The 21,013-nt window shown below is 68.1% G+C and carries 25 protein-coding genes, 1 tRNA gene and 1 pseudogene; 8 read left to right on the plus strand and 19 right to left on the minus strand.

Translation table 11 applies throughout. The annotated features are described in order from the left end of the window. Positions 1–10: 10 nt before the first annotated feature. A complete protein-coding gene (locus JL11_RS03940; protein WP_231681392.1) occupies positions 11–739 on the minus strand; it encodes a Crp/Fnr family transcriptional regulator in 729 nt (242 codons plus the stop codon). Positions 740–905: 166 nt separating this feature from the next. Between JL11_RS03940 and JL11_RS03945 the strand changes: the two genes are divergently transcribed. The 3 genes from JL11_RS03945 to JL11_RS03955 all read left to right on the plus strand — a co-directional run bounded on the left by JL11_RS03945 (position 906) and on the right by JL11_RS03955 (position 2,274). Then, positions 906–1,211: a 4a-hydroxytetrahydrobiopterin dehydratase gene (locus JL11_RS03945; protein ID WP_082382579.1), complete on the plus strand. Its 306-nt coding sequence runs from the start codon at positions 906–908 to the stop codon at positions 1,209–1,211. Beyond that, complete coding sequence (locus JL11_RS03950) at positions 1,208–2,008, plus strand: SDR family oxidoreductase (protein WP_054764511.1); 801 nt, start codon at positions 1,208–1,210, stop codon at positions 2,006–2,008. Before JL11_RS03945 ends, JL11_RS03950 begins: the two co-directional genes overlap by 4 nt. A 189-nt stretch (positions 2,009–2,197) precedes the next feature. After that, positions 2,198–2,274 (plus strand) — tRNA-Arg (locus JL11_RS03955). 105 nt (positions 2,275–2,379) lie between these two features. Here JL11_RS03955 and JL11_RS18170 read toward each other — a convergent pair. The 4 genes and pseudogenes from JL11_RS18170 to JL11_RS03970 all read right to left on the minus strand — a co-directional run bounded on the left by JL11_RS18170 (position 2,380) and on the right by JL11_RS03970 (position 4,903). Then, positions 2,380–2,931 carry a TolC family protein gene (locus JL11_RS18170; RefSeq protein WP_335337465.1) on the minus strand — a complete coding sequence of 184 codons (552 nt, stop codon included), beginning with the start codon at positions 2,929–2,931 and terminating at the stop codon, positions 2,380–2,382. 78 nt (positions 2,932–3,009) lie between these two features. Next, a pseudogene (locus tag JL11_RS18175) lies at positions 3,010–3,378 on the minus strand (TolC family protein); the annotation flags it as partial. 16 nt (positions 3,379–3,394) lie between these two features. Beyond that, positions 3,395–3,598: a YgaP family membrane protein gene (locus tag JL11_RS03965; protein ID WP_054764512.1), complete on the minus strand. Its 204-nt coding sequence runs from the start codon at positions 3,596–3,598 to the stop codon at positions 3,395–3,397. Positions 3,599–3,625: 27 nt separating this feature from the next. Further along, complete coding sequence (locus JL11_RS03970) at positions 3,626–4,903, minus strand: NAD(P)/FAD-dependent oxidoreductase (RefSeq protein ID WP_054764513.1); 1,278 nt, start codon at positions 4,901–4,903, stop codon at positions 3,626–3,628. A 117-nt stretch (positions 4,904–5,020) separates the two neighbouring features. Here JL11_RS03970 and JL11_RS03975 point away from each other — a divergent pair, with 117 nt between their 5' ends. From JL11_RS03975 to JL11_RS03985, 3 genes are read left to right on the plus strand one after another with little or no spacing between them, the layout of a single operon-like run. Further along, a complete protein-coding gene (locus tag JL11_RS03975) occupies positions 5,021–5,359 on the plus strand; it encodes a rhodanese-like domain-containing protein (protein WP_054764514.1) in 339 nt (112 codons plus the stop codon). 31 nt (positions 5,360–5,390) lie between these two features. Then, positions 5,391–6,416 (plus strand): efflux RND transporter periplasmic adaptor subunit, encoded by a 1,026-nt coding sequence (locus JL11_RS03980; protein WP_054764515.1) that lies wholly within the window; start codon positions 5,391–5,393, stop codon positions 6,414–6,416. Next, positions 6,413–9,634: an efflux RND transporter permease subunit gene (locus tag JL11_RS03985; protein ID WP_054764516.1), complete on the plus strand. Its 3,222-nt coding sequence runs from the start codon at positions 6,413–6,415 to the stop codon at positions 9,632–9,634. Before JL11_RS03980 ends, JL11_RS03985 begins: the two co-directional genes overlap by 4 nt. Positions 9,635–9,695: 61 nt before the next feature. On the opposite strand, the gene JL11_RS03990 is transcribed toward JL11_RS03985, so the two are convergent. The 7 genes from JL11_RS03990 to JL11_RS04015 all read right to left on the minus strand — a co-directional run bounded on the left by JL11_RS03990 (position 9,696) and on the right by JL11_RS04015 (position 14,549). Beyond that, positions 9,696–10,115: an ArsR/SmtB family transcription factor gene (locus JL11_RS03990; protein WP_054764517.1), complete on the minus strand. Its 420-nt coding sequence runs from the start codon at positions 10,113–10,115 to the stop codon at positions 9,696–9,698. Next, on the minus strand, positions 10,112–10,771 hold the full coding sequence (locus tag JL11_RS03995) for a peroxiredoxin (RefSeq protein ID WP_054764518.1): 660 nt from the start codon (positions 10,769–10,771) through the stop codon (positions 10,112–10,114). The genes JL11_RS03990 and JL11_RS03995 overlap by 4 nt, the downstream gene beginning before the upstream one ends. A 174-nt stretch (positions 10,772–10,945) precedes the next feature. Then, positions 10,946–11,113, minus strand: a complete 168-nt coding sequence (locus JL11_RS17350) for a hypothetical protein (protein ID WP_156314143.1) — start codon at positions 11,111–11,113, stop codon at positions 10,946–10,948. Between the two features lie 72 nt (positions 11,114–11,185). After that, positions 11,186–12,376 carry an alkaline phosphatase gene (locus JL11_RS04000; protein WP_054764519.1) on the minus strand — a complete coding sequence of 397 codons (1,191 nt, stop codon included), beginning with the start codon at positions 12,374–12,376 and terminating at the stop codon, positions 11,186–11,188. Between the two features lie 110 nt (positions 12,377–12,486). Next, a complete protein-coding gene (locus JL11_RS04005; RefSeq protein WP_054764520.1) occupies positions 12,487–12,780 on the minus strand; it encodes a DUF167 domain-containing protein in 294 nt (97 codons plus the stop codon). A gap of 73 nt (positions 12,781–12,853) precedes the next feature. Then, complete coding sequence (locus JL11_RS04010; protein ID WP_054764521.1) at positions 12,854–13,783, minus strand: electron transfer flavoprotein subunit alpha/FixB family protein; 930 nt, start codon at positions 13,781–13,783, stop codon at positions 12,854–12,856. 1 nt (position 13,784) lies between these two features. Then, positions 13,785–14,549, minus strand: a complete 765-nt coding sequence (locus tag JL11_RS04015) for an electron transfer flavoprotein subunit beta/FixA family protein (RefSeq protein WP_054764522.1) — start codon at positions 14,547–14,549, stop codon at positions 13,785–13,787. A 115-nt stretch (positions 14,550–14,664) separates the two neighbouring features. Between JL11_RS04015 and JL11_RS04020 the strand changes: the two genes are divergently transcribed. Next, positions 14,665–15,009, plus strand: a complete 345-nt coding sequence (locus tag JL11_RS04020) for a hypothetical protein (protein ID WP_054764523.1) — start codon at positions 14,665–14,667, stop codon at positions 15,007–15,009. A gap of 339 nt (positions 15,010–15,348) precedes the next feature. Here the strand turns inward: JL11_RS04020 and JL11_RS04025 are convergent, their stop codons facing one another. Next, on the minus strand, positions 15,349–15,858 hold the full coding sequence (locus JL11_RS04025) for a prolyl-tRNA synthetase associated domain-containing protein (RefSeq protein ID WP_054764524.1): 510 nt from the start codon (positions 15,856–15,858) through the stop codon (positions 15,349–15,351). A 53-nt stretch (positions 15,859–15,911) separates the two neighbouring features. On the opposite strand from JL11_RS04025, the gene JL11_RS04030 reads away from it, so the two are divergent. Beyond that, positions 15,912–16,679, plus strand: a complete 768-nt coding sequence (locus tag JL11_RS04030) for a DUF6065 family protein (RefSeq protein WP_152949343.1) — start codon at positions 15,912–15,914, stop codon at positions 16,677–16,679. Between the two features lie 45 nt (positions 16,680–16,724). Here the strand turns inward: JL11_RS04030 and JL11_RS04035 are convergent, their stop codons facing one another. The 6 genes from JL11_RS04035 to JL11_RS04060 all read right to left on the minus strand — a co-directional run bounded on the left by JL11_RS04035 (position 16,725) and on the right by JL11_RS04060 (position 20,961). Continuing rightward, a complete protein-coding gene (locus tag JL11_RS04035) occupies positions 16,725–17,312 on the minus strand; it encodes a CC0125/CC1285 family lipoprotein (RefSeq protein WP_054764525.1) in 588 nt (195 codons plus the stop codon). 114 nt (positions 17,313–17,426) lie between these two features. Next, positions 17,427–18,065 carry a LysE family translocator gene (locus JL11_RS04040; protein ID WP_054764526.1) on the minus strand — a complete coding sequence of 213 codons (639 nt, stop codon included), beginning with the start codon at positions 18,063–18,065 and terminating at the stop codon, positions 17,427–17,429. Positions 18,066–18,125: 60 nt separating this feature from the next. Next, positions 18,126–18,743, minus strand: a complete 618-nt coding sequence (locus tag JL11_RS04045) for a hypothetical protein (protein ID WP_054764527.1) — start codon at positions 18,741–18,743, stop codon at positions 18,126–18,128. A gap of 80 nt (positions 18,744–18,823) precedes the next feature. Further along, a complete protein-coding gene (locus JL11_RS04050) occupies positions 18,824–19,282 on the minus strand; it encodes a hypothetical protein (RefSeq protein ID WP_054764528.1) in 459 nt (152 codons plus the stop codon). 80 nt (positions 19,283–19,362) lie between these two features. Further along, positions 19,363–20,163: a metallophosphoesterase family protein gene (locus JL11_RS04055; RefSeq protein WP_082382580.1), complete on the minus strand. Its 801-nt coding sequence runs from the start codon at positions 20,161–20,163 to the stop codon at positions 19,363–19,365. A gap of 18 nt (positions 20,164–20,181) precedes the next feature. Then, the gene (locus JL11_RS04060) at positions 20,182–20,961 is read right to left on the minus strand and encodes a hypothetical protein (protein WP_054764530.1); all 780 of its coding nucleotides are present in this window, start codon (positions 20,959–20,961) and stop codon (positions 20,182–20,184) included. Between the last annotated feature and the right edge of the window lie 52 nt (positions 20,962–21,013).

The raw sequence follows: 21,013 nt of genomic DNA on the forward strand, positions 1-21,013 counted from the left end.
CGTCACGCGATCAGGCCGCTTCGGATTCGGCTTCAGGCCCGGCTTCCGGCTGGGGCAGGGCCAGATCCTTCATCACCTGGCGCATCAGGCCGTAGCAGCCGCAGGACGCCGCCTCCAGACCGTCGCGGTCCCGCACCCGGACCCAGCCCCGGCCGCGCTGGATCAGCTTCCTGTCCTCCAGCACCGCGCCGACCTCGGATACGGTGGCGCGCCGCACGCCCAGCATGCCGGCGATGTCGGCCTGGGTCAGGTCGATCCGGTCGTTCTCGGCCCGGTCGTGCAGGGTCAGCAGCCAGCGCGCCAGCCGCTCGTCCAGCCGGTGCTGGGCGTTGCAGGCGGCGACCTGCTGCACCTGGGCCATCAGGCCTTCGGTGAAGCGCGACAGGGCCTGGCGCAGGGTTTCGCTGGCGTCCAGCGCCGCGCCGAACGCCGCGGCCGAGCAGCAGGCGGCGACGCCGTCGCCCTGGGATATGGCGCGGCTGGCGGCCCGGGCGTTGAACGGGCCGCAGGTCACCCCGACCAGACCCTCGCGGCCGATGGCGGCCGTCTCCACCGTCTTGTCGTCAGGCAGGACGGTCATCAACGACACCACCCCCTTGATCGGGAACCAGACCTGACCGACCGCCTCGCCGGCGTCGTACAGCATCTGGCCACGCGCGACCTCGCGTTCCTCCAGATAGGGTTTGATCCGCTCGCGGTCCGCCGGATCGAGGGCGGCGATCCACAGATTGTCCATCATCCTCTTTCCTCTACATCCGACGTCAGCAGCAACGCTTTTCGTCCACGCCCAACGCCCAAGCTTGATCCCGCGTTCCGCGACCCTTTCGGGGTCATGTTGCGGCGTCGCCTGTACGCTTGCGGCGCTCTCCCGAACGCCTTACGCCTTGGAAAAAAGAGGAAGCCCCATGACCGATGTCCGCATCGAGGTTGCGAAAGCGCTCGAAACCCTGCCCGCCTGGCGCGCCGACGACGGCGACCGCCCCGCGATCGCGCGCTCGCTGAGGTTCGCCGATTTCAACGCCGCCTTCGGCTTCATGACCCGCGTCGCCCTGATGGCCGACAAGATGGACCATCATCCGGAATGGTCGAACGTCTACGACCGCGTCGAGATGCTGCTGACCACCCATGACGCCGACGGGGTGACGGACAAGGACGTCGCCCTGGCCCGGTTCATCGATCTCGCCGCCGCCGAAACGGGGGCGATCTCGTGAGCGCTCCCCACGCCCGCCCCGGCCGCGTCGCCGGCAAGACCGTCCTGATCACCGGCGCCGCCGGCGGCCTGGGCGAGGCCATGGCCTTCATGATGGCCCGCGAGGGCGCCCGCCTGGCCCTGACCGACATCGACGGCGACCGCGCCGCCGCCCTGGCCGCCCGCATCAACGCCGAAATCCCCGGCGCCGCCTTCGCCTACGCCCACGACGTGGCCGACGAAGCCCAGTGGGAACAGGTGATCGCCGCCGCCGTGGCCGACCTCGGCGGCCTGTCGGTCCTGGTCAACAACGCCGGCGTCGGCGGCCCCCTGGCCTTCGTCGAACAGGACACGGTCGACAACTGGCAACGTCAGTACGAGATCAATCTGCGCTCGATCATGCTGGGCGCCAAATACGCCATGCCGCACCTGCGCGCCGCCGCACCGGCCTCGATCATCAACATCTCGTCGATCGCCGGCCTGGTCGCCGCCCCCGGCATGGGCGCCTATAACGCCACCAAGGCCGCCGTCTGGATGTACACCAAGACCCTGGCGCTCGAGGCGGCCAAGGCCGACTGGAATGTGCGCTGCAACTCTGTCCACCCGGTCTTCATCAAGACCCCGATCCTGGATCCCTTCATCGCCATGGCCGGCGGCGACGAGGCCAAGGCCCACGAACGCCTGACCCGCGGCATTCCCCTGAAGCGGATCGGCGACCCGGACGACGTGGCGTACTGCGTCCTCTATCTCGCCTCCGACGAATCCAGGTTCGTCACAGGGTCCGAATTCAAGATCGACGGCGGCATGACCGCGCAATAGGGCCCAGGCGCCCTATGGCTTTCTTTTGGGGGCCTACCGCGCTTCGCGCTGCTTGAGGCCGTGGGCGCGCTCCGGCATTTCGCACCGACGCCAGTTTGGAACGGTATCCGCCCCTCATCTGCGTATTCGGGGATTGAGGCCGCCCGCCGCTTGCTGTAAGCGGCCTCTTCCGGCCTTCTCGCCGACCACGCACCCGTAGCTCAGCTGGATAGAGCGTTGCCCTCCGAAGGCAAAGGTCACACGTTCGAATCGTGTCGGGTGCGCCACTTCGGTTTAAAATCGAGAACTCCGCCAGCGGCGGCTTGACGCCCTCGTCGCGTGCCGAAGGTCCGGGCAAGCTCGGTCTGGGAAGCGGATCACCGGCTCTGATCTCAAGCCGATCCGATCAGGGCCCTCAGCCGATAGGCGGCGACGATCCGGGCGGTCCTGGCCTGGGCGGCGGCGGCGGCGGCGGCCGCGGCTTCGCGTTCGGCGTTCAGCAGGTCGATCTGCGGCTTCAGACCGACGCGGACCTCGTGCCGGACGCTGGTCAGGGCCTGGTCTGCGGCCGTGCTCTGTTCGTCGGAGGCCTGGGCCACCAGTTCGGCGGTGTGGATGTCCTGCCAGGCGGAGAGCACCTGTTCCTCCAGGCCCATGCGGGCGGCGCGCAGGCGGGCAAGGGCGGCGCGGACATCGGCGGCAGTCTCGGCGATCCTGCCCGACGTCAGGCCGCCGCTGAACAGGGTCCAGCGTCCACGGATCCCCACGGTCGCGCTGTCGGCGCGATAGTCGGGGAAAAACTGATCCCGAACCGATCCCGCCTCGACGAAGGCGCTGACGGTGGGCCGGCGTTCGCCGCGCGCGGCGCGGGCGCCGGCCTCGGCCGCCTCGACATCGGCCTGCGCCCGCCGCAGGGCGGGACTGGCGCCGAGCGCAGTCGCCATCGCGTCCTCAAGGGAGGCGGGCAGGGGCGGATTGGGCGGAATCGGCTGCAGATCCACCGGCTCCAGGCCGGTCAGATTGCGATAACGGGCGCGGGCGGACACCTGCATGCCCTCCGCCCGGGCCAGATCGGCGCGGGCCTCGGCGGCGCGCGACGCGGCCTGGGCGACGTCCGTGCTCGGGGTTTCTCCCGCCCGGAAGCGCTCGCGCGCCTGTCGCTCGATTTCCGTCATCTGAGCCGCCAGCGCGCGATACAGCCTCAGCACTTCATCGGCCGCGAGCATGTCGCCATAGGCCTGAACCACCGCCGTGACGACCTGGCCTTGAACGGCCTCGCCGCCGGCCTCGGCTGCGGCCATGTCGGCGCGGGCCCGAGCGATTCCCGCCGTCGCCCGACCGCCGGTGAACAGGGGCTGTTCCAGCGTCAGCTGGGCCGCCCGAGGCAAGGGGCGGCGCGTCTCAGGCTCATCGGAAGGCGTTCCCGGGGCGCAGGCCCATGGCCTTGAAAACCATGGCCGCCGGACAGAAGCCCGTGAACCCGGCCTGGATCATGTTCAACCCCGCGAAGACGGTCACGGCGATCCACCACGGATGGACGGCGTAGGACAGGGTCACGCCCGCCAGCACGACGCATCCGGCGAAGATCATGACGGCGCGATCGAGGTTCATCGGTAGGCTCCAGATCTAGAGGAAGGGTCACATGCGAAGCTTGCGGATGCCCATGATGTGCATCGCCAGCCGTTCGTAGGAGGGTTCGCTCTCGCCCTTGCGCACCTTGCGCAGGAAGTATTTCTCGAACCCCACCTTGGCCAGATGGACCCATTTGCCGCTGGCGGCCCAGTTGACGTTGCGGGGCGGAATCTGCGGCTGGGCGACGAAGGCGACGCCGCCGTCGCCGAAATCCGCCAGACAGACGGCGTTCCAGGTCGCCTCCGCAGTCGGCGTCTCGCCGGCGACGAGGGCGGCCAGATTGGCGGCCACCGCCGTCACCATGCTCTCGATCATGAAGCCGGTCTTGGGCGCCCCCACAGGCACAGGCGTCGGATCGGTGGGGGCGATGGCGACGCAGACGCCCAAGGCGAAGATTTCCGGAAAGGCTGGGTTGCGCTGGTGCTCATCGACCAGGATGAAGCCCCGCGGATTGGTCAGTCCGGCGATGTCGCGGACAGCCGGCACGCCGCGGAACGCCGGCAGCATCATCGAATAGCCGAAGGGGAGCTGGTGGGTCTTGGCGACGGCCCCGTCCTCGGCCACCTCCTCCACATGCATCAGGCCGGGCTCGACCTTGGCGACGCGGGCGTTGGTGATCCATTTGATGTGTCGATCGCGCAGCTTGCTTTCCAGAAGCGACTTGGTGTCCCCCACCCCGTCCAGGCCCAGATGGCCGATATAGGGTTCGGCGGTGACGAAGGTTATCGGCGCCCGGTCCCGGATCTTTCGCCTGCGCAGCTCGGTGTCCAGGATCAGGGCGAATTCGTAGGCGGGGCCGTAGCAGGAGGCGCCCTGGACCGCCCCGACCACGATCGGGCCGGGGTTCTCCAGATAGGCGTCGAACAGGGTCGCGGCGTGGGAGGCGTGAGCCGTCTGACAGACCGAGGCCGTATAACCGCCTGGACCGAGCCCCTCGATCTCATCGAAGGCCAGATCCGGCCCTGTCGCAATTACAAGATAATCGTAATCAACGCTCTCGCCGTCATTGAGCTCGACCCGCTTCTCCGAGGCGTGAAGCCGTTTCGCGCCGATGGCGGTGAAGCCGATCTTCTTGCGGGCGAAGATCGGCGGCAGATGAACCTGGATTGCTTCGGGCTCCCGCCACCGGACGGCGACCCAAGGGTTTGAAGGGACGAACGAATATGTCTCAGACTCGGCGATCATAAGGACGTCGGCGCGCCCCTTGAGCGCCGCCTTGATCTCATAGGCGGCGATCGTTCCGCCCAACCCCGCCCCGATGATCACAATCCTGGGTTTGGCCATGTCTTCCTCCAGCAGGCGTTTCCATCACCGTTATGCGCTTGACCGGATATAATGATTACATGATATATACAATTATAAAATTGTGAGACTGCAGCCTGCGGACCTCGGGAGATTGGAATGTTCGGATCTGGAAAGAGCGCAAAGCATCGCGAGATCGGCCCGGCCGAGCTGAAGGCCCTGCTCGATCAAGGCGAGGCGCTGGTGATCGATGTGCGCGAGCCGGGAGAGTTCGCAGCCGAACACATCGCCGGCGCCGTCAACCTGCCCCTCTCCTCGTTCGATCCGGCCCGCCTGCCTGCGGCGGACGGAAAGACCGTCATCCTCCAGTGCGCCGGCGGAAAGCGATCCGGCATGGCGCTGGACCGCTGCGCCGAGGCTCAGGCCGCGATCGACACCCATCTGGCCGGGGGCCTGGGCGCCTGGAAGTCGGCGGGCCTGCCGGTCGAGCGCGGTTGATCGGCGCGGTGACGACGGAAGGACGACGCCGATGAAGAAGTGGACCCTCATGGCTGCGGTCGCCCTAACCCTGTCCGCCTGCGGCGGCTCGGAAGAGAGCAGGACGCCGGCCGCCCGGACCGCGCCTGCCGGCGAGGAGCTTGTTCTGACGTCGAACGCGCTTGCCGACACCAAGACGGTGGCGGGTGAGATCACCACCCGCGACCAGTCCCAAGCCCGGGCGCGCATTCCCGGCCTCCTCGTCGCCCTGTCCGTGCGCGAAGGGGATAGGGTCGGCAAGGGCCAGCAGATCGGCCGGGTCGTCGACGACCGGATCGGTTTCGAGACCCGGGCCTATGACGCCCAGGTCGCGGCCGCCGAGGCCGAGGCGACCCGTGCCCGCGCCGACCTGGCGCGGATTCAGGATCTGTACGACCACAATATCTACGCCAAGGCGCGTCTGGACCAGGCTGTCGCCGCCGCCCGCGCCGCCGACGCCCAGACCGCCGCCGCTCGCGCGCAACGGGGCGCCAGCGCCAGTATGGCGGGGCAGGGCGCGATCCTGGCGCCCGCCGCCGGACGCGTGCTGAAGGTCGAGGTTACGGCGGGGTCGGCGGTCAGCCCCGGCATGTCCATCGCGACCATCACCGCCGGTCCGCCCGTCCTGCGTCTTGAACTGCCGGAATCGCTCGCCGGCCAGGTCAAGCCCGGAGCCCGCGTCCTGCTGGCGGCCGATGATCTTCCGGCCGAAGCGCGCCAGGGACAGGTGACCCAGGTCTATCCCGCCATCGTCGGCGGGCGGGTTCAGGTCGACGCCTCCGTTCCGGGCCTGACCACCGAACTGGTCGGTCGTCGCGTCGCCGCCTCGATCGAGATCGGTCAAAGGCAGGCCCTGACCGTGCCCCGGCGCTTTGTCACGACCCGCTACGGCCTGGACTATGTCGAGGTCGTCTCTCCTGACCGCAAGCGCAGCGCCGTTCCGGTCCAGACCGCGCCGACGAACGATCCCGACACGCTGGAAATCCTGAGCGGCGTCAGAGCCGGCGACCGGCTGGTCGCGACGAGGACGCCGGGATGAAACTGGGCCTGTCCGGGCGCCTGACGCGCTTCACCATCGCCTCGCCTCTGACGCCGCTGTTCCTGCTGGCGGCCATAGCCGTCGGCCTCCTGGCCCTGGTCTCGATCCCGCGCGAGGAAGAGCCGCAGATCAGCGTGCCCATGGTCGACATCCAGGTGGCGGCGCCGGGCCTGGCGGCCGCCGACGCCGTCGAACTGATCGGCGTTCCGCTCGAGACCATCGTCAAGAGCGTGAACGGGGTCGAGCACGTCTACACCCAGGCCGAAGACAACGGAGTGCTGGTGACGGCGCGCTTTCTGGTGGGATCAAACCCCGAGGACGCCGCCATACGGATCGAAGAAAAGCTCCGCGCCAACCAGGACCGGATCCCGGTGGGCGTTCCCGATCCCAAGGTGACGGTGCGCGGCATCGACGACGTGCCGGCCATCGTCCTGACCCTCACGCCCAAACCGGGCGCGGCGGGCCAGTGGACCGATCAGGCCCTCTATGACCTGGCGCACAAGCTGCGCACCGAAATCGCCAAGGTCGACGACGTGGGCCTGACCTTCATCACCGGCGGCCGGCCCGACGAAATCCGCATCGCCCCCGATCCGGCCAAGCTCAACCTTTACGGCGTGCCGCTGGGCCATGTGCTGGAGGCGGCGTCCCAGGCCAACCGCAGCTTCCCCGTCGGCAATGTTCGCGAAGACGGTCAGGCCGTCGCCGTCACCTCCGGCCGCACCCTGGCCTCGGCCCAGGAGGCCGGGCTGCTGACCGTCCGTTCCGTCACCGGCGCGCCGGTCTATCTGCGCGACGTCGCGGACGTGGCCCGGGGGCCGCGCGAAGACCAGGCTCGCGTCTGGCGCTGGGCTCGCCACGAGGGGCAGTGGACCAGCACGCCCGCCGTCAGCCTCGCCGTCGCCAAACGCGCCGGCGCCAATGCGGTGGTGGTGTCCGAGGCCGTGCGTCAGCGCGTCGAAAACCTGGAAGGCAAGCTGATCCCCGAGGGAGTCGAGGTCGCGGTCAGCCGCGACTACGGCGAGACGGCGAACGAAAAGGCCAATGAACTGCTGTTCCACCTGGCCCTGGCGACCGTGTCGATCGTCGTGCTGATCGGCTTCGCCATCGGCTGGCGCGAGGCCGCCGTCACCGCCATGGTCATTCCCACCACCATCCTGCTGACCCTCTTCGCCTCCTATGTCATGGGCTATACGATCAATCGCGTCAGCCTGTTCGCCCTGATCTTCTCCATCGGCATCCTGGTCGACGACGCCATCGTCATGATCGAGAACATCGCCCGTCACTGGGGGATGCGCGACGGCCGCAGCCGAACGGAGGCGGCTGTCGAGGCGGTGGCGGAGGTCGGCAACCCCACCGTCGTGGCGACCCTGACCGTGGTGGCGGCCCTGCTGCCCATGCTGTTCGTTTCGGGGCTGATGGGCCCCTATATGGCGCCGATCCCGGTCAACGCCTCGGCGGCGATGATCTTCTCCTTCTTCGTCGCCGTGGTGATCGCGCCCTGGCTGATGATCCGGTTCGCGCGAAAGACCCTGGCCCACGGCGGGCCCGATCACGCCCATGAAGAGGGCGGCGGCAAGCTGGGGCGGCTGTACGCCCGCGTGGCCCATCGCGTGATCGGCACGCGCGCCTCGGCCCGCAACTTCCTGATCGGGGTCGGCGTGGCCACCCTGCTGGCCTGTTCGATGTTCTATTTCAAGGCGGTGACGGTGAAGCTGCTGCCCTTCGACAACAAGTCGGAGATCCAGGTGGTGGTCGACATGCCCGAAGGGACCAGCCTGGAAGCCACCGCCCGCACCCTGGACGAGGCTGCGGCCCAGATCCGCGCCCTGCCGGAGGCCGAGGCCATGGAGGTCTATGCTGGCGCCTCGGCGCCGTTCAACTTCAACGGCCTGGTGCGGCACTATTTCCTGCGCGACCGGCCCGAGATGGGCGATCTGATGATCTCCCTCCTGCCCAAGGACGCGCGCAGCCGGTCCAGCCATGCCGTCGCCCTGGATCTGCGCGCCCGGCTGAAGGCCCTGTCCCTGCCCGCCGGAGCCTCGATCAAGGTGGTGGAGACGCCGCCCGGCCCGCCTGTCCTGGCGACCCTGCTGGCGGAGATCTACGGACCCGACGCGGAGACTCGTCGCAAGACGGCCCTGGAGGTCGAGAAGCTCTTCCGCTCCGTTCCCTATATTGTCGACGTCGACAACAGTTTCGGCCAGGAACGGCCGCGGCTGCGGCTGATCCCCATCCGGGACCGTCTGGACTATTACGGCCTGTCCGAACGCGAGTTGCAGGATTCCATAGGCGCGATCCTGACCGGCTCCACGGTCGGTTACGCCCCGCGCGGAGACGGTCGCGCCCCCCTGCCGATCACCGTCGCCCTGCCCCAGTCGGCGCGCAGCTGGAGCCGCACCCTGGTCACGACGCCGGTGGCCGTGACGGCCGGGCCCGCCGGTCCGCGCCTGATCGAACTGGGCGAGGTCGTGGACAGCCGGCGCGAGACCGGCAGCTACGCCGTCTTCCGCCGCGACGGACGACCGCTCGACATGGTGACCGCCGAACTGGCGGGCCAGTACGAGGCGCCCGTCTACGGCATGCTGGCGGTCAATCGCGCCATTCAGGCCCATGACTGGGACGCCCTGGGCCTGCAAAAGCCGGCGATCCGTCTCAACGGCCAGCCGGAGGACGAGTCCGTCCCCTCGCTGCTGTGGGACGGCGAGTGGGAGATCACCTGGGTCACCTTCCGCGACATGGGCGCCGCCTTCATGGTCGCCCTGCTGGGCATCTATGTGCTGGTCGTGGCCCAGTTCCGCAGTTTCAGACTGCCCCTGGTCATCCTGACCCCCATCCCCCTGACCTTGATCGGCATCGTCATCGGCCACATGCTGTTCGGCGCGCCGTTCACGGCCACCTCGATGATCGGCTTCATCGCCCTGGCCGGCATCATCGTGCGCAATTCGATCCTGCTGGTGGACTTCATCCGGCACACGGCTTCGCCCGACAAACCCTTGCGCGACGTCCTGATCGAGGCAGGCGCCATCCGGTTCAAGCCGATCCTGCTGACCGCCCTGGCGGCCATGATCGGGGCGGCGGTGATCCTGACGGACCCGATCTTCCAGGGTTTGGCGATCTCGCTGCTGTTCGGCCTGGCCTCCTCGACCCTGCTGACCGTCCTGGTCATTCCCGCCATCTATGTCGTGTTGCGGGATGACGGAAAACCGGCGACCCGATGACGCCGTGCTGCGAGCGGCGGGGACGCAGAGGGGCCGCTCAGATTGAAGCGTGGATCATTCTCTAGCGGCGGAGAACGGGCGCGACGCGAGCGAACTGGGCCGCATCCCCGCGGGGACGCGCCGGCGTTTCCACGCGGGGGTTCTTGGCGCGCGTGGAAACCGGCTGTCCGTCGCCGCAGAAGATGTCGTACAACATGTCCATCACCGCCTGGGCTCGATCATCGGCGATGGAATAGTAGATCGACCGCGACTGCCGCCGGGTCTTCACCAGGCCGTACTGGCGCAGCTCGGCCAACTGCTGCGACAGAGCCGGCTGTCTGATGCCCAGATCCGTCTCGAGCTGTCCGACCGATCGTTCCTCTGCGGCGATGTGGCAGAGGATCAACAGCCGATTGGCGTTGGCCAGCTGACGCAACAGTTCGGCGGCCTGGGGGGCCTTGTCCTTCAGCCGCTCCATGGCGGCGATCGAGTCGTCGCTCATGCGCTGCGCTCGCGATAATACCAGGGCGTCTCGCCCTCGCCGTCGGCAAGGGCCGCGTCCAGGGTGGTGGCGGCCGGCTCCAGCAGGGGCTCGCCCGGGGACCATCCCGCCGGGGTCGACGCCTGTTCGCGGTCGGCGGTCTGCAGCGCCGTCACCAGCCGCAGCAGTTCATCGACCGAACGGCCGATGTTCATCGGATACCAGCTGACCGCCCGCACGATTCCGTCCGGATCGATGACGAAGCTCGCCCGCACCGTGGCGCTGTCGCTGGAGCCCGCATCCACCATGCCGAAGGCGTGGCCGATGGCCATGGACGGATCCTCGATGATCGGAAAGGCCACCTTGACGCCGAAGCGGCGATAGATGTCCTTCAGCCAGGCCAGGTGGGAATACAGACTATCCACCGACAGGGCCATCAGGTCGCAGCCCAGGGCCTCAAACGCATCCGCCTGCTTGGCCAGGGCGATGAATTCGCTGGTGCAGACCGGGGTGAAATCGGCCGGATGCGAAAACAGCACCAGCCACCGCCCCCGGTAGTCGCTGAGCCGTTTTTCCCCCTGGGTCGTGCGCGCGATAAAGTCCGGCGCCGGATCATTGATGCGAAGGGGGCGCAGGGCTGCGGCGCTGGGGGAGGGGGCGATCTCTGTCGAATTCATGGACCCTACGCTAGCGATTCCCAGCCCCTCTCGCCACCCTGTGATACATAGTTTCGTCAACTATAAAGGTATCAACACGGCGCCTGTTTAACAGCGGCCTGCGCTGTTTCCGAACCCAAGACCTCGGCCGGACGCGGCTGGTTGGCCGAAGACGGCAGACTGTCGGCGATCGACCTAGGGGACGACCCCGGTCTGCGGACCGACGCCCGCGTCGTCTTCAGCCGGCTTGGGCAGGACGCCGTCGTCTTCAGCCCGCTCTTCCAGGCGGTTGGCCTCGTCGCCAACGGCGTCGATGTCTTCGGGGCGGGGCGCCTCGGGCGCAGGGGTGTCGGCGGGCTGCATGCCAAGGCAACCCGCGAGCCGCCGCTCCGTTCCGTCCGAGGTCGGTCTCTGAACCCGCCCGAAACGAAGCCTTCACTCGCCGGACGAGGGCGTCCAGCCGAAGGCCTTCATCATGACGTCGAACAGGTGGGTGTTGGGGAAATAGCCCCGCACCCGCTCGGCGCCGACGCCGACGGCCAGGGCCGGGACTTCCTCGGCCGTATGGGTGCGGTTGACCGTCACATTCTCCAGCCGCACCACGCGCTCGTCGCCGTCCCGCGCCTTCCAGGCCTCATAGCCTTCCAGCAGGGGCTCTCCGCGCCGCCCGCCGTCGACCTGCAGGCCGAAGGAATGGTCGGCGGTGAAGATCATCAGGGTCTCGTCCAGATCGACCCGCGCCTGCACCTCGGCGATCAGCCGGTCCAGATTGGCGATGTTCTGCAGACCCTCGCGCGGGTCGTCGGTATGGGCGTCCCATTCCACCACCAGCAGATAGCCCTTGTCCCCGGCCTGCAGCAGGTCCAGCGCCCTCAGGGTCGCCGCCCGCACGTCGACCTCTTCGGCCACGACCACGGGCCGCCGGTTCCCCGCCGGCGCCGCCTCCAGGGTCGCATAGATCGGCCGGTCGTGCGCCCGGGCCAGGCTGTCGAAGCTGACGCCGTTGGCCGCCATCTGTTCGGCGATCTCCGCCCGGCCCGAGCCGATCAGCACGTCCACCCCGTCGCCGAAGCGCGGCGAAAAGGCCTGGGGGAAGATCTCGCCCCATTTGCCGCGATCATTGGAATGGGCGTAGGTCGCCGCCGGGGTCGCGTCGGTGATCGGACGGTCGGTCACCACTCCGGTCAGCAGGCCGTGCTCCTCGGCGTATTCCAGCACCGTCTTGGTCGGCGTCCCGTCGCGCCGGCCGCGTTCGCCGTCCGGCCCCTGACTGATCACCCCGTTGTGGGTCTTCACCCCGGTGACGATGGCGCTCATGCCGTTGGCCGAGTCCGAGACGAAGGCGTCGACCGGCGAGGTCTCGCTCAGCCCCAGGTTCGGCCACTGCTGGACGTGCAGCCTCAGCGGCTCGCCATAGGCCATCACACTGGCGGCATGGACCGAGGCCACGCCCCCGGCGTCGGCCAGGAACAGGATCACATTCTTCGCACGGGGCTGGCTCTGGGCCTGTTCGACAGGCGGACGGGCCGCCGTCTGGGCCGAGGCGCCCCCAGAGGCCCCCCCCGAAGCACAAAGACCGATCGCAAGCGCGAGGGCGGAAACCAGGCGGAGAGAGGCAGGGGTCATGGGCGTCGGTCCAGCAAATCAGACAAGGCCGCCCGCGTCCCCCGAACCGCCCCCGCCTGTCTACCGCGAACCTGTGACAGTCGCCGTCGCCCGCCACGGCTCCGGACGGCTCAGCCCGCCTCGCCCGTGGCCGCGTCGATCCGCGCCTTCAGCCCGGCCTCGTCCAGCCCCTCGACCATGATCATCTTCAGCCGCGACTGCCCGCCCCGCTCCAGCACGACCGAGGACCGCGACACCCCCAGCGCCTTGGCCAGGAATTTCACCAGGGCGGCGTTGGCCTCGCCGTCCACCGGCCGGGCGCGCACCCGCACCTTCAGCACGGACCGGCCTTCGGGATCGGCGTCCCAGCCGTCGATCCGGTCGCCCGAGGCGCCGGGCTGCAGTTTGATCGGAAGTCGGGCCATGGGTCCTGCGCCAAACCAAAAGGGCGCGACGTCCGGCGTCGCGCCCTTTCCTTATCGGATCGTCGCGCCGGCCTCAGCCCAGGGCGGACATCAGTTCCGGCACGGCGGTCTTGTAGTCGGCGACCAGACCGAAGTCCGCGACCTGGAAGATCGGGGCGTCCGGATCCTTGTTGATGGCGACGATGGTCTTGGAGTCCTTCATCCCGGCCAGGTGCTGGATGGCGCCCGAGATGCCGATGGCGATGTACAGCATGGGGGCGACCACCTTGCCGGTCTGGCCGACCTGATAGTCGTTGGGGGCGTAACCCGCATCGACCGCCGCGCGGCTTGCGCCGATGGCGGCGCCCAACTTGTCGGCCAGGGGCTCCATCACGGTGTGGAACTCTTCCGCCGAACCCAGGGCGCGACCGCCCGAGACGATGATCTTGGCGGCGCCCAGTTCCGGACGGTCCGACTTGACCATTTCCTCGGCGACGAAGGTCGTCTTGGGGGCCTCGGCGCCGGCCACGCTCTCGACCGGGGCCGAGCCGCCCTCGGCGGCGGCGGCGAAGGCGGTCGGACGCACGGTGATCACCTTCTTGGCGTCGCCCGACTGGATCGTCTCAAGCGCATTGCCGGCGTAGATCGGGCGCACGAAGGTATCAGCCGAGACCACTTCGACGATGTCCGAGATCGGGGCCACGTCCAGCTTGGCGGCGATCCGGGGGGCGAAATTCTTCCCGTCCGTGGTCGCGGGCGTCAGAATGGCGTCGTAGCCGCCGGCCAGCGGCAGGACCGTGGCCTCGACGGCCTCGGCCAGAACCTTGCCCAGGCCGGCGCTCTCGGCCAGTAGCACCTTGCGGACCCCGGCGATCTTGGCGGCGCCGTCGGCGACGGCCTTGGCCCCCTGGCCCACGACCAGAACGTCCACCTCGGACGACAGGGCCAGGGCGGCGGTCACGGTCTTGTGGGTGGTGTCGCGGACGGCCGAGCCGTCGTGATCGGCGATGACGAGGACGGCCATCTTACAGCACTCCTGCGGACTTGAGGGATTCGACCAGCTGGGCGGCGCTCTCGACCTTGACCCCGGCGGCGCGCTTGGGCGGCTCGGTGACCTTGACCACCTTCAGACGGTCGGCGACATCGACGCCGTAGTCGGCGACCGCCTTCATGGCGATCTCCTTCTTCTTGGCCTTCATGATATTGGGCAGGGAGGCGTAGCGCGGCGTATTCAGCCGCAGGTCCACCGTCACCACCGCCGGCAGTTCGGCGGCGATGGTCTGCAGACCGCCGTCGACCTCGCGCGTCACCGTGGCCTTGCCGCCTTCGATCACCAGCTTGCCGGCGAAGGTCGCCTGGGGCCAGTCCAGCAGGGCGGCCAGCATCTGGCCCACCGCATTGTTGTCGCCGTCGATGGACTGTTTGCCCATCAGCACCAGGTCGGGCTTCTCCTCCTCGACCACGGCCTTCAGCAGCTTGGCGACCGCCAGCGGCTCCAGATCCGTATCCGACTGGATCAGCACGCCCCGGTCCGCGCCCATGGCCAGGGCGGTGCGGATGGTTTCCTGGGCCTGGGTCACGCCGATGGAGACCACGACGATCTCGGTCGCCGTGCCGGCGGCGTGATGTTCCTTGCCTTCCTTCAGACGAACCGCCTCTTCGACGGCGATTTCGTCGAAGGGATTCATGCTCATCTTGACGTTGGCCAGATCGACGCCGGACTGGTCGGCCTTGACGCGGGCCTTGACGTTATAGTCGATCACCCGTTTGACGGGGACGAGAACCTTCATGGGTCTATCCGTGAATTCGCCTGAATGTAGGGGCAGGACATGGAGCGGTCGCGAAGGCCTGTCAACGTAACGCCGGGTCAAGCTCCCGTGCAAAACCCGCCTAACGGATGCTGAGATGAAGCGTTTTCTGACCTTTCCCCGCCTTTCGATGATCTTTCTGGGCCTGTTCGGCGTCGCCGTGGCGGGGGTTTTCGCGGTCCAGGCCTATTGGGTCACGCCGGGCGAACGCTGCGAGGCGGCGGGCAAATGGTACGACATGGAAAACCGCATCTGCGCCCAGCCCATCTCCATCGCCGAAATCACCGGCCGCCCCAACGGCGTCTCCCGCGCCCAGGCCTCGGCCGAAAAGAATCGCGAACTGATCCGCATCGAGGACGAACTGGCCGCACAGGACCGCGCCCGCGACGCCGAAATCGCCCGTCAGAAGGCCGCCTTGGCCGCCGCCCGTCCGGCGAACTGACGGCCTAAGGGCCAATCGACATTGGGCCTGCCGCCGTCCTGCCGGGCGGCGCGCAGCCGCCAACCCAAGAGAGGCGCCTCGGGCGTTGAAGACTATTCCATTGAGTGTCGGTCTTCCTTCCCGCGTCAGCGGAAGGGAAAACGTCTGGCGGCGGAACGCTGATTGAGGGCGGGTTCATCACAACGGGGCACGACGAGGTCACGGCGAACACGGCGCGTTCCGACGGCGTCGTGACCGCTGTGAATCCGCCGTGATCGCTGTGATGAACCCGGTCGCCGCATCAAGGCCTCTGACGCGGGAAGAGCGGCCTGACCGCAGTAGGCTGAATGTCGATTGAACCTAGGGCAGGGCGGCGAAGTCCACCACCAGAGGCTCCCGCTCCAACAGGGCGAGGACGCGGCGAAAGCCCGCCTGATCCAGCGCCGTCGTGGCGGTGTTGATCAGGGGGTGGAAGTTGACGACCTCGGCCTCCCACAGCCTCCGGTCCAGGACGAAGGTCACGCGCCGCTCGGCGTCGTTGATCAGGCCGAGCGCCGTGACCGAACCTGGCCGAACGCCCAGGGTATCGAACATCAGCGTTTCGTTTCCGAACGAGAGCCGGCCTGATCCCATGGCGGCGGCGGCGCGTTTCAGGTCGATCACCGTGTCCTGACGGGCCGAGATCAGCCACAGCCGGCCCCTATGATCCTTCAGGAACAGGTTCTTGGTGTGGGCGCCGGGCAGGGCGGCCTTCAGTTCGAGCCCCTCTTCGACGCGGAAGACGGCCGGATGGTCGTGGGTCCGGTAGTCTACGCCCTTTTCGGCGAACCAGGCCAGAAGGCGGTGGCGGTCGAAAGCCGGGTCGTTCATCTCGGTCGTTCTCATGGTTGAGTGGCCGCCGATCGGGCGTTAGGAACAGGGCCATGGTCGATACAGCGCCCGCCCGCCAACTGGAACTGGAATGCTATCCGATGACGGCGCGGCCGCCGGACCTCGTTCCGGGCCGCCAGTCGCGCAACTGGATGGACGCCTTCATCAGCCGCCATCCCTATCGGTGCCTGCCGCTGAACATGGCCAACACCACGGGCTGGGAAATCCTGTGCCCGTTCGGCTTCTCGGCCGAATGGAACGGCGGGCCGCGTCAGGAAGACATCGTCATCACGCCCGATCGGCCCCAGCACGACCTGGACCATTTCGTCACCTCCCACTTTTCGCGGGGGGTTCTGACCATGCATCCCCAGTATCTGTTCCGCACCCCGCCGGGCTGGGGCATGATGTGTTCGGGTTCGCCCAACCATGTGAAGGACGGAATCCAGCCCCTGGTCGGGCTGATCGAAACCGACTGGCTGCCCTTCCCCTTCACGATGAACTGGATCTTCACCCGGCCGGGCCGCGTGACCTTCGAACGGGGCGAACCCTTCTGCTTCATCAATCTGATCGAGCACAAGAAGGTCGAGCAGTTTCAGCCGGTAATCCGGACCCTGCAGTCCAATCCCGTCATGAAGGGTCAGTTCGAGGCCTGGAACCGCGCCCGGACCGACTTCAACCAGCGTCTGGCCAGCGGCGACCCGGACGCGGCCAAGGAGGCGTGGCAGCGCTATTATTTCAAGGGCGAGGTGCCCGAGGATCTGGGCGCGGCGCCGGCCACCCATTCCAACAAGCGCCGGCTCAAATCCCCCCGCGTCGGCTGACCGAAAAGCCCGCCCCGTCCGCGCGGCGGACGGGGCGGTTCGACGTCAGGCGCCGGGCCGGGTGACGCGCGAGCCCAGGTTCTGGATCACCTCGCGGGCGTCGAAGGCATTGGGATCGCCGGCGGGCTTGGGACCGCGACCCATGATGATTTCGGCGCTGGCCTCGTAGCGGTCGATCTGGCGGGTGTCGATGTCCTGCGGACCCCAGGGGCCCCAGCGATCCCAGGGGCTCCAGAAACCGCTCCGGTAATAGCGCCAGGACGGACCCCAGTAGGGGCCGTAGAAGCGGGAATAGGGGCCGTAGAAGGGGTCGGGCGTCGAGACGAAGCGGGTGTCGCGCTCGGTCGCGCGGTTGACGGTGGCGAACCAGTCATAGCCGCTTTCGACCGTCAGCTCGGCCGAGCGCAGCAGCAGGGACATTTCGACCTGTTCGCGCGAGGTCACCGAATTGCCTGCAAAGGTCACGCGATAGCGGTTGCTCTCGACGCGCTGTTCGGAATAGCCGCCGCGCTGACCGTTGTAGCCGGCGGGCTGATAGGGGGTGGCGGTGGCGCAGGCGGCCAGGACGAGGCCGGCGACGGCCGTCGTCGCCAGCACCTTGAGCGCGGACGTCGTTCTTGAGGGGGCTTTCATGAAATCAACTCCTTGATCGCCCATTCGGGCGCGCTGCCGGCTGAACGGGGCATGAACGAGCCTGTTCCCTCGGCACTCTAGACCGAAGCTCGACCGCGTCCAGACCTGCAGGAGCTAGGCTTGCAGGCGCGAAACGATCAGGACCGCGGCGGTCAGCAGCAAGAGGCCGACGAAGAGGCCGAAGCCGCGGCGGAACCGGGGCGTCTGCATCCGCCGCGACAGGGCGGCGCCGGACAGGGCGTAGGCGCTCATCGACGTCAGGTCCATGCCGATCACGGCCAGGGCGAACAGGGCCAGCTGCGGCGCCACAGGGCGGGAGATGTCCAGAAACGGCGGCAGGACGGCGGTGAAGAACAGAATCGCCTTGGGATTGGCGATCTGGACCATGAAACCGTCCAGAAAGGCGTTGCGGCTCTTGTGGATCTCGACGGCCTCGGGCTGGGCGGCCGTGGCGAAGGCCCCGCGCAAGGCCTTCACGCCCAGCCAGGCCACATAGAGGGCCCCCAGGATCGCGATCAGGTGAAAGACCCGAGGAAAGGCCTTGACCAGGGCGCCCAGGCCCAGGGCGGCCGCGCCGAACCAGACCAGGGTCGCCGCATTCATCCCGACCACGCCGATCAGGGCCGGGGCGCGCCCCCGCTCCACCCCGGCGGCGACGGCGAACAGATTGGCGGGTCCGGGCGTGATCGCCATCACCACCATCACCCCCAGAAAGGTCAGATAGAGGTGCGGATCGACGGGCAGGGCGGACATGCGGCGTCGTGTCGCTGCATCGGCCCCAGTGGTCAAGGCCCGAGAGGCGGGCCTTGCGTCCTATCTTGCGCGAGGCGCCTTGGGCGGGGCGGGCGGTTCAGGCGCCTCGGGGGCCTCGGGCGCTTCGGCCTCTTCCGGCGCTTCGTCCGCCTCGGTCAGGACGGCGTCCTGGGCCTGGTCCAGCGCATATTGGGCGATCAGCCCATAGGTCTCCATCTGTTCGGGATCGGGATTGGTCCAGGCGCTGTTGCGGGCGATGCCGGTTCCGGCCGCCAGACCCTGCTCCATCGCCTGTTTCACCTCGGGGTCGTTCAGGGCCTCCTGAACCAGGGCGTCGACGTCGATGTCCTTCAGAGCCTCGGCCGCCGCCTCGGAGGCGTGGCGCGTGGCCTCGGCGGTGAAGGCGGCCACGTCCGGCGCATATTCGGACCAGAGGGCGGCGATCCTTTGGCCGCGCACGGCCTCGTCCAGGCTCTCGTCTTCGGAAATCGCTTCGGCGCGCTTGCCGAAGGCCTCCATCCGCGCCTCGAAGGCGGCGGCCGCCGTCTCCAGGCGGGTTTCAGCCTTCGACTCGGCGGCCTCGGCCCGGTCTTCCTGAGGGGCGGCCAAGGCGCCGGCGAATGCGCAGGACAGGGGCGACAGGGCCAGGGCGGCGGTCAGGCTGAGCAGGCGGATCATGGGAAATCTCCCTTTGAATGACCCGCGCAAACTCCGCCGTCAGCCGCCCCGTCTCAAGTGAAATCGCGGTAAGGCTGGGCCTACTGCGGTTGGGCCGGGGGCGCTGCGGCCGGCGCTGCGGCGGCTTGTTCGATCTCGGTGCGGGCCTGCAGCGGAATGCCTTTGATCTGCTGCATCGCCATCGCGACCTGTTCGGCGGGCGCGGCTTGGCTAGTGGCGAAGGTGTTGACCGCCTCAGCGAAGGCGTCGACCTCAGTCTGATATTTGGCTTGGATTGCGTCGAGATCGGCCTTGGCCTTGGCCTTGTCGGCCTGGGCGGCCGCGGCCTGCATCTCGGCCACCATGGCTTCCATGCGTTCGCCGAAAGCCTCCGCCTTGGCTTCGAAAGCGGCCTCGTCGGGGCTGTCGTCCTCCTCGGCAGGCGCAGGCGCCGGAGCGGCCTGGGGCGCTGAAGATGGGGCGGCGGCCTGGCCGGCCGCGAAGGCCGGGGTGGTCAGGGCCAGGACGGCCACGGCCGCGATGGAAGAGGCAAGGCGCATGGGAAACTCCAGGACGGACTGCCCTCGCAGCCCAGGACGAGGCTGCATCCCAGCCCCGGTCACACCCTCCTACAGTCCGATCAGATTTCAAAGACCCGATAGGGTTTGTCGCCCAGGGTACGCAACACCGGCAGGGCGACGTTATAGACGGGCACGCCCCGATTGGTGCGCCCCTCCGGCCCGCCGCGATGGGCGTGGCCGTGCGCCACCAGGCTGATGTTGTCGTATCGGTCGATGGTTTCCGCCAGGCGCGACGAGCCCAGGAAGGCGTGGATTTCGGGCGGCTCGCCCATCACCGTCTCGACCACGGGCGCATAGTGCAGCAGGACGACCGACCGCTCGGTGCGCAGCATGCGGATGGAGTTTTCGATCAGATTGGCGTCCTCGACGGCCTCCTGGACGAAGGTCTTGACCGCCGCCTCGCCGAAGGCGCTCAACATATAGCGGCCGAAGCCGCCGACGAACCCCTTCCCCCCGGCGAAGCCCACTCCGTCGATCTCATAGGCCTGGCCGGTCAGCATGCGGACCCCGGCGTCCGCCAGCATCCTGGCGACCTGATCGGGCTGGCCGCATTCGTGTTCGTGATTGCCCAGAACGCCCACCATCGGAATACGACACAGCCGCAGATCCTCCAGCAGCCGCTCCACCTCGGCCGTCTTGCCGTAGTTGACCAGGTCGCCGCACAGGCACAGCACGTCGGCCTCGTCCGACACCCGTTCGAACAGGTCGCGATAAGGGCGGCGCGCGTCCTCGCCGACGTGCAGATCGCCAACGGCGGCGACCCGCATCTTCTTGGCCGGTCCCGGCTCCAGTCCCGGCTGGGGCGTCTGTCCAGAGGCGGGGGAAGGCGCGGAGGAAGGGGGTTGGGGGGCGTCGGTCATCGGTCGCTCCGGCGGGGCTCAGGTCACGGGATCGTGGCGTTCTTCCAGCCCCTTGCCGACCACGTCGCCGAAGCCCCATTCGGCGACGTCGATCACATAGTCGCGCGGGCTCAGAAGACGGCCGCGGCACACCTTCACCCGCGGGGGCGGCAGGTCGATTTGGGCCGCCAGCCGTTCGGTCAGCTCTTCCATCAGCCAGCGCGGCACCCGGTCGCGCTCGGTCGGATAGGCGAAGCGGAAGTTCAGCAGATGGGCGGCCAGCACCTCCCAATAGAGGTCCATCTGGTCCAGCAGGCTCTTCCAGTCCACGGCGTCGGACTGTTTCAGAATGACGTGGTTCACATCCGCCCCGTCGTAACGATAGCGGTCCTGGATGAAGACCTTGGACAGGATCAGGGCCGTGGGCGGGGTGATCCGCACCTCATGGCCATAGACCCGGATCACATCTCCGCCGAACCAGCTGTCCGACACGGCGATGGCGCCGTTCGACATGGCGAAGATGACGTCGAAGAAATGCCGGTCGTCCTTCCAGACCTTGGCGATCCAGCGTTCGTCCTCCACGTCGGTGCGATAGCCGCGCTTCTGGAAATAGGCGAGAATGCGGGGATAGTCGCCGGGCTTGCAGAAGACGTCCAGATCCTTGGTCGGGCGGCGCACCCCCGTATAGGCGGTGACGGCGTAGGTGCCCGAGAGCAGGAAGGGTATGCCGCTCTCCTTCAGCAACCCCAGGCTTTCCTCATAGAAGGCCAGGGCGTCCGGCGGCGGCTCGAAGGTCGGTTCGGCGATGACGTCGGACATGGCGGGCCCTGGATTGGCGAGGGCAGTGGAACGACGGCCCGCATCGGCGGTT

Origin of the sequence: Brevundimonas sp. DS20 (genome assembly GCF_001310255.1) — a bacterium.
In the GTDB taxonomy this organism is placed as follows: domain Bacteria; phylum Pseudomonadota; class Alphaproteobacteria; order Caulobacterales; family Caulobacteraceae; genus Brevundimonas; species Brevundimonas aurantiaca.

Bases quoted from the DNA above. Each gene is read 5' to 3' on its own strand.
- JL11_RS03985 (WP_054764516.1), top strand. From the start codon at position 6,413: ATGAAACTGGGCCTGTCCGGGCGCCTGACGCGCTTCACCATCGCCTCG.
- JL11_RS04040 (WP_054764526.1), bottom strand. From the start codon at position 18,065: ATGTCCGCCCTGCCCGTCGATCCGCACCTCTATCTGACCTTTCTGGGG.
- JL11_RS03970 (WP_054764513.1), bottom strand. From the start codon at position 4,903: ATGGCCAAACCCAGGATTGTGATCATCGGGGCGGGGTTGGGCGGAACG.
- JL11_RS03940 (WP_231681392.1), bottom strand. From the start codon at position 739: ATGATGGACAATCTGTGGATCGCCGCCCTCGATCCGGCGGACCGCGAG.
- JL11_RS04000 (WP_054764519.1), bottom strand. From the start codon at position 12,376: ATGACCCCTGCCTCTCTCCGCCTGGTTTCCGCCCTCGCGCTTGCGATC.
- JL11_RS03975 (WP_054764514.1), top strand. From the start codon at position 5,021: ATGTTCGGATCTGGAAAGAGCGCAAAGCATCGCGAGATCGGCCCGGCC.
- JL11_RS03990 (WP_054764517.1), bottom strand. From the start codon at position 10,115: ATGAGCGACGACTCGATCGCCGCCATGGAGCGGCTGAAGGACAAGGCC.
- JL11_RS03945 (WP_082382579.1), top strand. From the start codon at position 906: ATGACCGATGTCCGCATCGAGGTTGCGAAAGCGCTCGAAACCCTGCCC.
- JL11_RS04010 (WP_054764521.1), bottom strand. From the start codon at position 13,783: ATGGCCGTCCTCGTCATCGCCGATCACGACGGCTCGGCCGTCCGCGAC.
- JL11_RS03980 (WP_054764515.1), top strand. From the start codon at position 5,391: ATGAAGAAGTGGACCCTCATGGCTGCGGTCGCCCTAACCCTGTCCGCC.
- JL11_RS04050 (WP_054764528.1), bottom strand. From the start codon at position 19,282: ATGCGCCTTGCCTCTTCCATCGCGGCCGTGGCCGTCCTGGCCCTGACC.
- JL11_RS04060 (WP_054764530.1), bottom strand. From the start codon at position 20,961: ATGTCCGACGTCATCGCCGAACCGACCTTCGAGCCGCCGCCGGACGCC.
- JL11_RS04035 (WP_054764525.1), bottom strand. From the start codon at position 17,312: ATGAAAGCCCCCTCAAGAACGACGTCCGCGCTCAAGGTGCTGGCGACG.
- JL11_RS18170 (WP_335337465.1), bottom strand. From the start codon at position 2,931: ATGGCGACTGCGCTCGGCGCCAGTCCCGCCCTGCGGCGGGCGCAGGCC.
- JL11_RS03995 (WP_054764518.1), bottom strand. From the start codon at position 10,771: ATGAATTCGACAGAGATCGCCCCCTCCCCCAGCGCCGCAGCCCTGCGC.
- JL11_RS04045 (WP_054764527.1), bottom strand. From the start codon at position 18,743: ATGATCCGCCTGCTCAGCCTGACCGCCGCCCTGGCCCTGTCGCCCCTG.
- JL11_RS17350 (WP_156314143.1), bottom strand. From the start codon at position 11,113: ATGCAGCCCGCCGACACCCCTGCGCCCGAGGCGCCCCGCCCCGAAGAC.
- JL11_RS04015 (WP_054764522.1), bottom strand. From the start codon at position 14,549: ATGAAGGTTCTCGTCCCCGTCAAACGGGTGATCGACTATAACGTCAAG.
- JL11_RS04020 (WP_054764523.1), top strand. From the start codon at position 14,665: ATGAAGCGTTTTCTGACCTTTCCCCGCCTTTCGATGATCTTTCTGGGC.
- JL11_RS03965 (WP_054764512.1), bottom strand. From the start codon at position 3,598: ATGAACCTCGATCGCGCCGTCATGATCTTCGCCGGATGCGTCGTGCTG.
- JL11_RS04055 (WP_082382580.1), bottom strand. From the start codon at position 20,163: ATGACCGACGCCCCCCAACCCCCTTCCTCCGCGCCTTCCCCCGCCTCT.
- JL11_RS04005 (WP_054764520.1), bottom strand. From the start codon at position 12,780: ATGGCCCGACTTCCGATCAAACTGCAGCCCGGCGCCTCGGGCGACCGG.
- JL11_RS04030 (WP_152949343.1), top strand. From the start codon at position 15,912: ATGGTCGATACAGCGCCCGCCCGCCAACTGGAACTGGAATGCTATCCG.
- JL11_RS04025 (WP_054764524.1), bottom strand. From the start codon at position 15,858: ATGAACGACCCGGCTTTCGACCGCCACCGCCTTCTGGCCTGGTTCGCC.